The sequence below is a fragment of the Nocardia pseudobrasiliensis NBRC 108224 genome, from assembly GCF_001613105.1.
GTDB classification, from domain to species: Bacteria; Actinomycetota; Actinomycetes; order Mycobacteriales; family Mycobacteriaceae; genus Nocardia; species Nocardia pseudobrasiliensis.
Genome location: NZ_BDBS01000021.1, coordinates 1 through 11089, shown reverse-complemented (window position 1 = coordinate 11089; position 11089 = coordinate 1). Strand labels below are relative to the sequence as shown.

The 11089-nt window shown below is 67.6% G+C and carries 11 protein-coding genes and 1 pseudogene; 11 read left to right on the top strand and 1 reads right to left on the bottom strand.

Annotated features, from left to right (window positions below; all coding sequences use genetic code 11):
• The 3 genes and pseudogenes from NP4_RS41650 to NP4_RS17515 all read left to right on the top strand — a co-directional run.
• A pseudogene (locus NP4_RS41650) lies at positions 1-1034 on the top strand (hypothetical protein); the annotation flags it as partial.
• A complete protein-coding gene (locus NP4_RS17520) occupies positions 1031-2824 on the top strand; it encodes a P-loop NTPase family protein (protein WP_082875957.1) in 1794 nt (597 codons plus the stop codon). The pseudogene NP4_RS41650 and the gene NP4_RS17520, both read left to right, overlap by 4 nt.
• A gap of 72 nt (positions 2825-2896) precedes the next feature.
• Positions 2897-3163 carry a hypothetical protein gene (locus NP4_RS17515; RefSeq protein WP_067999019.1) on the top strand — a complete coding sequence of 89 codons (267 nt, stop codon included), beginning with the start codon at positions 2897-2899 and terminating at the stop codon, positions 3161-3163.
• A gap of 5 nt (positions 3164-3168) precedes the next feature.
• Here NP4_RS17515 and NP4_RS17510 read toward each other — a convergent pair whose 3' ends face one another.
• Positions 3169-5208 carry a glycoside hydrolase family 15 protein gene (locus tag NP4_RS17510; protein WP_067999025.1) on the bottom strand — a complete coding sequence of 680 codons (2040 nt, stop codon included), beginning with the start codon at positions 5206-5208 and terminating at the stop codon, positions 3169-3171.
• A 62-nt stretch (positions 5209-5270) separates the two neighbouring features.
• Between NP4_RS17510 and NP4_RS17505 the strand changes: the two genes are divergently transcribed.
• From NP4_RS17505 to NP4_RS17475, 8 genes are all read left to right on the top strand, one after another.
• Positions 5271-5507, top strand: coding sequence for a hypothetical protein (locus NP4_RS17505; RefSeq protein ID WP_067999017.1), 237 nt, complete (start codon positions 5271-5273; stop codon positions 5505-5507).
• A gap of 149 nt (positions 5508-5656) precedes the next feature.
• Positions 5657-5920, top strand: coding sequence for a hypothetical protein (locus tag NP4_RS17500; protein WP_062508982.1), 264 nt, complete (start codon positions 5657-5659; stop codon positions 5918-5920).
• A gap of 115 nt (positions 5921-6035) precedes the next feature.
• Positions 6036-6125: an Ms4533A family Cys-rich leader peptide gene (locus tag NP4_RS43380; RefSeq protein ID WP_342773471.1), complete on the top strand. Its 90-nt coding sequence runs from the start codon at positions 6036-6038 to the stop codon at positions 6123-6125.
• 164 nt (positions 6126-6289) lie between these two features.
• Positions 6290-7336, top strand: coding sequence for a sulfate ABC transporter substrate-binding protein (locus tag NP4_RS17495; RefSeq protein WP_067999016.1), 1047 nt, complete (start codon positions 6290-6292; stop codon positions 7334-7336).
• Between the two features lie 21 nt (positions 7337-7357).
• Positions 7358-8200 carry a sulfate ABC transporter permease subunit CysT gene (gene cysT, locus NP4_RS17490; RefSeq protein WP_067999014.1) on the top strand — a complete coding sequence of 281 codons (843 nt, stop codon included), beginning with the start codon at positions 7358-7360 and terminating at the stop codon, positions 8198-8200.
• A complete protein-coding gene (cysW, locus tag NP4_RS17485; protein ID WP_067999012.1) occupies positions 8197-9006 on the top strand; it encodes a sulfate ABC transporter permease subunit CysW in 810 nt (269 codons plus the stop codon). The genes cysT and cysW overlap by 4 nt, the downstream gene beginning before the upstream one ends.
• A complete protein-coding gene (locus NP4_RS17480; protein ID WP_067999011.1) occupies positions 9003-9998 on the top strand; it encodes a sulfate/molybdate ABC transporter ATP-binding protein in 996 nt (331 codons plus the stop codon). The genes cysW and NP4_RS17480 overlap by 4 nt, the downstream gene beginning before the upstream one ends.
• Positions 9999-10116: 118 nt before the next feature.
• On the top strand, positions 10117-11089 hold a 973-nt coding region (locus NP4_RS17475; protein WP_156524919.1), incomplete at its 3' end, for an Hsp70 family protein.

Sequence of the window (11089 nt, the reverse complement as noted above, 5' to 3'; positions counted from 1 at the left end):
CCGCTCCCGTGGCCGTGTCCGCTCCGGTCGCCAATGTCGCGGTGGCCCAGCCGTTCACGCCGCCCGCGCCCGCGCTGGCCCCTGTGGCGGCGACCCCGCTGCAGACCAGTAACGCGCCCGAGGTGGCGAGCCATCCGATCGCGGCCGTCCTGCCGACCCACGCGGGTCCGGCGGCGGCCGTGCCGGTGATCGCCGGTGGACACGGCAGCGGCACCACCAAGGCGACCACCTCGCCGAGTTCGACCACGGGTAAGACCACGGCCGAGCACCCGTCGACGAGCACCGCGCCGATGTCGCAGCCGCAGACCGACGTCGAGAAGCCGAGTTCGGTTCCGCACGTGAGCATTCCGCCCACCTCGGTCACTCGGCCCGGCGACGCCACCACGACCACCGGCGATTCGACCACGGGTCACACCGGCGGCGTGACCACGACCCGCCCGGGCGATTCGACCTCGACCCGCCCCGGCGACACCTCGACGAGACCGAGCGATTCGACCGATCCCACCACCCCGGCCACCGGAACGGGCGGATCGACGGGAACAACCGGCTCCACGCCGACGGGCACCCACGATCCGGACGCCGGCGCCACGCCGCCCGCGACCGGCAATACGGGTCACGGCCCGACCGGAACCGAACCGACCGCCCCGCATCCGACCGTGCCGACCGGCCATGACACGCCGACCGCGCCGGGCCACGAACCCTCGGTGCCGACGACTCCGGTTACCGTCAGCCCGAATTCGGGCGATATCGGCGGTGTCGGCGGCGGAGCGGGTGTACATCCCGTGCCGGTCGAACCGCCGCATACGGTGACGCCGCCCGTCGGTGGCGGCGGCGTCGCGCCGACGCAGGTGCCGGTGAAGCCGGTCGCGCATGTGGTCGACGCCTACGACCATTCGCCGTGGGTCGACGATCACAGCACGCTGACCGTCGCCGCGGGCGGTGCGCTGTCGAGTCAGCTCCTGCCCGACGCGACCTATGCCGAACTGCATCATCCGGTGCTGCATCCGGTCGCCGATATGCACATCACGCTGTGACGGGGTCGGCTGCACTGGACTCCGGCACCGCCAAGCATCCGGACGCCATGGCGCCCCTGCTCGGGCTGCTCGATGAGCTGCTCGGGCAGACGCGCGCGTCCGGACGCGCGGATCTGACCGCGCGCCTTTCCATGTCGCGCGCCCGGGTCGCCGACCCGCGCGTACGCCTGGTGGTCGTGGGTGAGCCCAAGAACGGAATGAGCACGCTCGTCAACGGTCTGGTCGGGGCGATCGTCAGTGCCACCGACAGTCCGGTCAGCGTGCCGGTGATCGCCGAATACGGCCCCGAGCCGTCGGCCACCCTGATCCGCTCCACGGTCGGCGGTCGCGTCGAACGTCAGCCGGTCGATCCGCTGAATCCGGGTCCGGCGCTGTCGGCCGAGGGCGTGATCCGCGCCGAATTCGCCGAGCCCAGCGCATTTCTGGCCGAGGGCTTCGTGGTGATGGACGCGCCGGGCGCACCCGCGGACACCCCGACGACCTGGTCGCTGATCGCCGCGGCCGACGCGGTCCTCTATGTCTCCGACGCGGGCGCGGAATACGGTCCGGAGCAGATCGCGCTGCTGCAGCGCATCCAGCAGGTGTGCCCGACGGTGATCTGCGTGCTCAACAAGATCGACCGGTACCCGCACTGGGCGCAGGTGCAGCAGCGCAATCGGAATCTGCTCGACGGCGCGGGACTGGGCTTCGCGGTGGCGCCGATCTCGGCGGAGATGCATCTGCGCGCCGGGGGCGATCGTCGCCGCGATCTGGAATCCGGTGTGCCGCAACTGATCGACCATGTGCGCGATTACGTACTCGGTCGCGCCGACACGGTGGCGCGCGAGGCAGCGGCGCGCGATATCCGCATGATCACCGATCATCTGGCGCTCGCTCTGCGCAGCGAGGCCGAGACGCTGCGGGATCCGCGGCGCTACGGCGAGATCACCGACCGGCTGCGCATGCTGCGCGCCGAGGCCGACGATCTGCGCCAGCGCTCGGCCAACTGGCAGGTCACCCTCGCCGACGGCTGCGCGGAGCTGATGGCCGATATCGAACACGATCTGCGGCACCGGTTGCGCAGCCTGATCCGGGACGCGGAATCGGAGATCGCGCAGAAGGATCCGGGCCGCGGCTGGACCGAATTCGGCGCGGATCTCGACGCGCGCATCTGCGAGGCGGTCGAGGAGAACTTCGTCATCGCCCACTACCGCTCGATCGAACTGGCCGAGCAGGTGGCCAACAAGTTCGGCACCGACCGGGATGTGCCGATGCCGGATCTGCGCCTGGAGAATCCGGGTGAGGTCCTCGAGCCGGTCGCGTCGCTGGAACCGCTGGGCCGCACGAAAGTCGGTGTGGTGCAACCGATCGTGAACGTCATGCGCGGCGGTTACGGCGGTCTGCTGATGATCGGCGTGCTGCTGGCCAGCGTCGCCGGGATGCCGCCGGTGAACCCCTACTCGATCACCGCGGCGGTGCTGCTGGGCGCCTACGCGCTGTGGGAGGACCGTTCGCTGCGTCGCGACAAGCGGCAGGCCGAGGCCAAGGTCGCGGTCGCGCGTTTGATGGACGACGTGATCTTCCAGGTGAGCAAGGAATCGCGTAATCGCCTGCGCACGGTGCAGCGGACCCTGCGCGATCACTTCACGAATCTGGCCAATCAGATGCTGCGTTCGGCCGACGAATCGCTGCGCGCCACCGAGGAGGCCGCGGCCGTGCACTCCCCGGAGGGGCGCAACCGTCGCCTCACCGATATCGAGTCCTCGCTCGTGCAACTTCGCGATCTACGCGAACGGGCCGACACGATCTAGCCTGTGCGCCGAGCACCGGTGCGGTAGGTTACGCCAAACCGTGGTTCTTCTTGCGGAGGATGTATTTTGCGTATGAAATTGCTCGCTGGTCTGCCGATCGGACTGATGTTGGCCGCGCTGGCGGCCCCCGCCGCCGAGGCGGTTCCGATCATTCCCAATACCGATTCCGACGCCGGGCCGCACTGGATCTGCACCGCCAAGTCGATCGACGGTCAGGATCTGCCGCAGGTCGAGGTGCCCGCCCGGCTCGGCGCCAATCAGGCCCGGATGCGGGCCCGGCCGGAGTGGTACGGCCAGGCCGACTTCGACACCATCGCCTGCGTTCCCAAGGGGCGCTAGCCCCGCTAGATCCGGTGCGCCGGGTGGAAATCGCCCGACGAGATGGACTGTTCGGCCCTGATCACGTGGGTGAGGGCGTTGATCAGGGCCAGATGGGTGAACGCCTGAGGGAAGTTGCCGAGGTGACGGCCCGTACGCGGGTCGAGCTCCTCGGCGTAGAGCTCCAGCGGGCTGGCGTAGCCGAGCAGGCGTTCGCACAGTCGGCGGGCCCGGGCCACCTCACCGATCTCCACCAGCGCCGAGACCAACCAGAACGAGCAGATGGTGAAGGTGCCCTCCGCACCGGACAGGCCGTCGTCGGTGGTGTCGGTGCGATAGCGCAGCACCAGACCCTGATCGGTCAGCTCGTCGGCGATGGCCAGTACGGTCTTGCGGACCCGCTCGTCGGAGGCGGGCAGGAATCGGACCAGCGGCATCAGCAGCAGTGACGCGTCGAGCGAATCCTCGCCGTAGGTCTGGGTGAACACGCCCGCGCTGTTGACGCCGTTCTCCAGCACATCGGCGTGGATCTCGTCGGCGATCTCGGCCCATTTGCGGGCGAAGTCCATCTCGCCGTGCATCTCGGCCAGTTTCGCCCCGCGATCCAGCGCCACCCAGCAGAACATCTTCGACGAGGTGAAATGCTTGGGCTCGCCGCGTACCTCCCAGATGCCGCGATCGGGTTCGCGCCAATTGTCGATCGCGCCCTGTACGGCCCGTTCCAGCATGGGCCACAGCGTCTCCGGCACCTGCTGGCGCGACTTCACATGCAGATAGACCGAATCCAGCAGGACGCCCCAGACATCGTGCTGCTGCTGGTTGTAGGCGCCGTTGCCGATCCGCACCGGCCGGGCCCCGTCGTAGCCGAAGAGGTGTTTGAGCTCGGATTCGGCGATCTCGCGCTCACCGCCGACGGCGTAGAGCACCTGCAGCGGCAGCGGTTCGCCGTTTCCATTACTGGCCACATCGTGCAGGAAGGCGAAGAAATCGTCGGCTTCGCGATTCAGGCCGAGGGTGTACAGGCCCCACAGCGCGAAGCTCGAATCACGAACCCACGAGTAGCGGTAGTCCCAGTTGCGTTCTCCGCCGGGGGTTTCCGGTAGCGAGGTGGTCGCCGCCGCGAGCAGCGCCCCGGTCGGGGCGTAGGTCAGACCCTTGAGTGTGAGGGCGCTGCGCTGCAGATAGCCGCGCCACGGATGGTCGGGGAATTTGCCCAGGGTGATCCACTGCCGCCAGCATTCGGTGGTCGCCCACATCTTCTGCGCGGCCTCGGCGAAGCTGCGCGGGGGCGGCAGCGGCGACCACGACAGCGCGATGAACGCCTCGTCGCCCTCGCTCATGCGGCGGCGGGCCCGCGCCTCACGGCCCTCGATGCCGATGCGCATATCGGTGGTCAGGGTCAGGCTCGTATACGGCAGGTCGGTGTTCTCGCCGGTGGCCGTGGCCTGTTCGTAGACCTCGCCGGTGTATTCCCAGCGGGCGGGGGCGCGGTGATAGTCGAAGGCGGGCTCGCAGCTGAGCTCCACCTCCACCACGCCGCTCACGCATTTCACCGTGCGCAGCAGGATGTGCTCGGCGTCCCAGTCCATCGGGGTGCGGCGATAGGTGCGGCTGCGCTTGTCGTTGTTGTGCCAGGGGCCCAGGACCAGGGCGTCGCGCACGATCAGCCAGCCGGTATCGGTCTGCCAGGTGGTCTCGAGGATCATCCCGCCGGGCAGATAGCGCCGGGCCGCGGGCACATTGACCCCGTACGGGCCGACCCGGAAATGACCGGCGCTGCGATCGAGCATCGCGCCGAACACGCTGGGGGAGTCCGGTCGCGGCAGGCACATCCACTCGACCGCGCCGTTGCGGGCGATCAGGCAGTTGACCTCGCAGTCGGACAGGAAGGCGTAGTCGTCGATGGGCGGGAAATTCGATTTGTGGGTCGTCCCGAGCGACGCGGGCACGAAGCCGCCCGCCAGCTGGATATCGGGGATATCGGCCAGCGCGTCGCGGCGGACGGGGATGATCTCCGGCTCGACGCTGTCGGGTTCGCCGGTGATCGGTTCATCGAAGGACGCCATGGGAACCATCATCGGCGCGGCCGCCGATCGAGTCCACATTCGGAGCTACTACGCTGGGCTTCGTGCATCACATTGCTGGCTGGTGGGACGGCTTCGAACTGTGGGTGGCCGGCCTGCCGTTCGTACCGCAGTTCGCCGTGGTCCTGGTGGGGATGATCCCGGTGAGTTTCGCACTCGCGTACCTGCTCGACCGCGGTCTGCGGCTGGCGCTTCGACTGCTGGGCCGCGACCGGACCCCCGCCGGGGAATCCCAGCCGCCCACCCCCGCCCCGCGGCCGATGCGGAAGGAAGCCGCCTGATGCCGCGTTCGCGTGTCCAGCTGGCCCTGATCGCCCTTTTGGTGCTGGTTGTCGTGGCGTGGCTTATTACACGCTGAACTGCGGGTTGAGGTTCGCTGGCAGATTGCCAAAAGTGTTCGCCCGTAACCGGGTTGGGGTACTGTGCACGCATGCCAACCGATGAGGATTTCGCGGAGCTCGAGCAGCTGCTGGAAGCCGATGACGCCGAAGACGGTCCCCGCCTGATCGCCACCCACTACGCCTCGCCGGAGGAGGCGATCGAGATGGTTCGGGCAGCTCAGCTGCTCGGGCTCGGCGTTCGCCTGCACAACCGGCTGCGCGTGGACGAGGACGGCGAGGACGGGGAGGAGACCGCGACCGAGGAGTGGATCCTCGATCTGCTGGAGAGCCCTCCGGAGGTGGAGGAGGACTAGACCGATCGCGGTAGCTCCACTACGCCATGAGGCCCCGGAAAGTGTTGCGGGGCCTCTTTTTTGTTTCCATTCGGGTGATTCGCGAGGTTTCCTCGCGCTCTGCTAAAGTCTGCCCGTGTCGTCGAGCGTTGTGCCGCAGGTCCGCCATGAATTGGCGTTGATCGCAGTGCGCTGCCTCGTGGTCGCCGACATCTACTGTCGCTGACAGCTGACCGGGTTCGGCTGCGCGTATCTTCTCCCCAGACCGGCGCGCATCCTCATCGCAGATCGAATCCGTTCCGGCGGCGTTTCGCCGTAGCCAATACCGGCACCCCCACGTTCCGCCACATCCGTATTCGCCGATGGCGGGCAGCAGGAAAGGTTCACCCGATGTCTCGCAGTTTCCGGCTTTTCACGCGTCGACGCACCGTCGCCGCCGCGCTCACCGCGCTGGCGGCGGTCACCCTGACCGCCTGCGGTGGTGGAGCCAGCGATACCGCCGGCGGCGGCGAGGGGGCCGGCAGCAGCAGTTCGCTGACGCTGGTCGCCTATTCGGTCGCCAAGCCCGGCTTCGACAAGGTCATCCCCGAATTCAACAAGACCGAGGGCGGTAAGGGCGTCGGCGTGCAGGCCTCCTACGGCGCTTCCGGCGATCAGTCCCGCAAGGTCAAGGACGGCGCGCAGGCCGATGTCGTGAACTTCTCCGTCGAGCCCGACATCAACCGGCTCGTCGACTCCGGCCAGATCGACGCGAACTGGAATGCCGACGCCAACAAGGGAATTCCGTTCGGCTCGGTGGTCGTGATCGCGGTCCGCAAGGGCAATCCCAAGGGCATCAAGGATTGGGACGATCTGCTGAAGCCGGGCGTCGAGGTGGTGACCCCCAACCCGTTCAGCTCGGGTTCGGCCAAGTGGAATCTGCTCGCCCCCTACGCCGCCAAGAGCGAGGGCGGTAAGAATCCGCAGGCCGGATTGGATTTCCTGGGTCAGCTGATCTCCAAGGACCATCTGAAGGTTCAGCCCAAATCGGGCCGCGAGGCCACCGACACCTTCCTGCAGGGCACCGGTGACGTGCTGCTCAGCTATGAGAACGAGGCCCTGTTCTCCGAGCGCAACGGCGATCCGATCGAACACGTCGTGCCGCCGACCACGTTCAAGATCGAGAATCCGGTCGCTGTGATCAAGAACGCGAAAAATCTGGACAAGGCCGTGAAGTTCAAGGACTTCCTGTTCACCGCCGACGGCCAGAAGGCATTCGCCCAGGCCGGTTTCCGTCCGGTCGATCCCAAGGTCACCGCCGATTTCGCCAAGGATTTCCCGCAGCCGCAGAAGCTGTGGACCGTCGCGGATCTGGGCGGCTGGAAGCAGGTCGACAAGGACCTGTTCACCCCGAATACGGGCAGTGTCGCGGTGATCTACGACAAGGCCACCAAGTAGCGCACGGGATACTCGACAACTGTGACCGACAGCAGTATCGGACGAAAGCGCGGGCGCTCGTGGCTGCGGGTGACCGGTTCGGTCGGCCCCCTCGGCATCGCGATCGCGGTGCTGTGGCTCAGCCTCATCGTGCTGCTGCCGCTGGCCGCGCTCACCTTCCATTCCTTCGACGAGGGCTGGTCCGGTTTCCGGGACGCCGTCACCGCACCCGCGGCGCTGGACGCGCTGCGGGTGACGGTGCTGGTCTCGGTGATCGTGGCCGTGATCAATGTCGTCATGGGCACCCTGATCGCCTGGGTGCTGGTGCGCGACGAATTTCCGGGTAAGAGCATCGTGAACGCGCTGATCGATCTGCCGTTCGCGCTGCCGACCATCGTGGCCAGCATCGTGCTGCTGTCGCTGTACGGTCCGGAGAGCCCGATCGATGTGCATCTCAATGCCACCCAGCCGGGTCTGGTGGTGGCGCTGGCCTTCGTCACGCTGCCGTTCGTGGTGCGCTCGGTGCAGCCGGTGCTGATCGAGGCCGACCGGGAGGTGGAACAGGCCGCGGCCTCGCTGGGCGCGGACAATCTGACCACCTTCCGGCGGATCGTGCTGCCGACGCTGGGCCCGGCGATCATCTCCGGCGGCGGACTCGCCTTCGCCCGCGCCATCGGCGAATACGGTTCGGTGGTCCTGATCGGCGGCAATATTCCGCGACGGACCCAGATGGCCTCGCAGTACATCCAGCAGCAGATCGAGGTCGACCGGCCGATGAACGCCGCGGCGGTTTCGGTGGCGCTGCTGGTGATTTCGTTTCTGACGCTCATCGTTCTGCGTATCTTCGCCGACCGCACGGCGCGAAAGGAGCAGCTGTCGCGATGAAACTGTCCGCACCGACCCGGATTTCGCTGCGCGTGATCGCGTTGGGATATCTGCTCATACTCCTGGTCGCGCCGCTGGCCATCATTCTGTGGCGCAGTTTCGAACGCGGTATCGGCGCGTTCTTCCAATCCATCAGCACCCCCGCCGCCATTTCGGCGCTGGATCTGTCGCTCGAGATCATCGTGATCGTGGTGCCGCTGAATGTGGTGTTCGGTGTGATCACCGCGATCGCGCTGGTGCGCGGAAACTTCCCCGGCCGCACCCTGGTTCAGGGCATCGTGGATCTGCCGTTCGCGGTATCGCCTGTGGTGGTTGGTGTTTCGCTGATCATGCTGTGGGGTGTGAACGGCTGGTTCGGCGGCATCGAGAATCTCGGATTCAAGGTGATCTTCGGGCTGCCGGGCATGGTGATCGCCACCATCTTCGTGACGCTGCCGTTCGTGGTCAGCGAGGTCGTCCCGGTGCTGCACGAGATCGGCGACGATCAGGAACAGGCCGCGGCCACCCTGGGCGCGACCCGCTGGCAGACCTTCTGGCGGATCACCCTGCCCGCCATCCGCTGGGGCCTGACCTACGGCGTGGTGCTCACCGTCGCGCGTTCACTGGGCGAATTCGGCGCGGTCATCATGGTGAGCTCGGCGCTACCGGGCATCTCCCAGACACTGACCCTGCTGGTGCACGGCCGATACATCAACGACCACAACACCTTCGGCGCCTACTGTGCGGCGACCCTGCTGATGGGTCTCGCGCTCGTCACCCTGATTCTGATGACCCTCCTCGAACGCAAGCGGGGCACTGCCAAATGATCACCGTGACCAATGCGAACAAACGCTACGGCTCGTTCGCCGCACTCGACGATGTCAGTCTCGACATTCCCTCGGGCGAATTGACCGCGCTGCTGGGCCCGTCCGGTTCGGGGAAATCGACGCTGCTGCGCTCGATAGCCGGACTGGAATCGCTGGATTCGGGCGTGGTGACGATCGCCGAGCGCGATGTGACCCGGGTGCCGCCGCAGAAGCGTGATATCGGATTCGTCTTCCAGCATTACGCGGCGTTCAAACATATGACCGTGCGCGACAATGTGGCGTTCGGGCTGAAGATCCGCAAGCGGCCCAAGCGCGAAATCGATAAGCGCGTGGACGAATTGCTCGGCATCGTCGGGCTCGACGGATTCCAGCACCGCTATCCGGCGCAGCTGTCGGGCGGGCAGCGTCAGCGCATGGCCCTGGCTCGCGCGCTGGCGGTGGATCCGCAGGTGCTGCTGCTGGACGAGCCGTTCGGCGCGCTGGATGCCAAGGTGCGCCACGATCTGCGCACCTGGCTGCGGCGGTTGCACGAGGAGGTGCACGTGACCACCGTGCTGGTCACCCACGATCAGGAGGAGGCGCTCGATGTCGCCGACCGGATCGCGGTGATGAATGCCGGGCGCATCGAACAGGTCGGTTCCCCCGAGGACGTCTACGACCGTCCCGCCAACGAATTCGTGATGTCGTTCCTCGGCGCGGTCGCCAAACTCAACGGCCATCTCGTGCGCCCGCACGATATTCGCATCGGCCGCAATCCGGGTATGGCGCTGGCCGCCCACGAGGGCACCGCCGAATCCGCCGGCGTCACCCGTGCGACGGTCGAGCGCGTCGTGCATCTGGGCTTCGAGGTGCGCCTGGAACTGCGCAACGCCGCCACGGGAGATCTGTTCACCGCCCAGGTGACCCGCGGCGACGCCGAAGCGCTGCATCTGCGCGACGGTGAGACGGTCTTCGCCCGCGCGACCCGGGTTCCCGAACTGCCTGCCAGCTGAAGCCATTCGGCGGACAACCTCGTGTCCTCTGCTTGGCAAGTTCTCAGCACAGGTGATTGCCTTGTTGCGGGTCGGATCACAGTTCGATAAACGCGGCTCGTCGATCGAGGTGGGTGTGATGACGGTTGGGCTCGGAGTGAGTATCGGCACGGTCAACACGGTCTGCGCCGTTTCGGCCTCGGGCGGTGATGCCAAGGGCAGAGCGCGCGGCGGGCCGCCGATCACCTGGCGCACGACGCTCACCTTCGACAGCACCGGTACCGCACGCGTGGGCCGTATTCCGCGGCACGGCCGGGCGATCACCGAATTCGCCGATCTCACCCAGCGCACGGCCCCGACCGCCCGGGTCGGGCATCGGGCGCTGTCGGCGGCCGATCTGGTGGCCACCGTCGCCGACAGTGTCATCCGGCAGGTGATCGGCGCGAAACCCGATGCGGGCGTAGGGATCACCATCACCCACCCGGTCGGATATCCGGCCGAACGCGTCGAGGAGCTGCGCGACGCGCTCGACGCGGTGGGGTTACCGCAGGCGCGGCTGGTCGCCGAGCCGATCGCCGCCACCGCCTGGCTCGAGGATCGGCACGGTCCGCTCATGCCCGGTCTGACCCTGGTCTACGACCTGGGCGGCGCGGGTCTGACCGTCACACTTGTGCGGGTCGGGGCGGGGTGCCCGGTCGATCCGATCGTCGGAGAACCGTTGCGCTCCACGGTCTTCGGCGGCCGCGCGTTCGGCGCACTGATGGCCCGGCGGGCGCACTGGGGCGCCACCGACGCGCCGACCCTGGTCGGCGTGCTGTCCGATGCCAAGATCACCGAGCTACGCGCCGCGCACATTCGTAAGTCCCTGGGGTTGGTCTACGAATGCCTGCGCGTCGCCGACGTCACGATGGCCGATGTCGATCGCGTGCTGGTGGTCGGCGGTGCGGCGCGGCCGCCCGAGGTGGCGGGCCTGCTGGGCGAGGCGCTGGCCCGGCCGGTCTTCGTCGCACGCGATCCCGAGCGGACCATCGCCGAGGGCGCGGCCATCCTGTCCTGTCGCGCGGCCGCGGCCCCGATCGCGATCACTCATCGCCGCGTGGTCTGGATCGGCG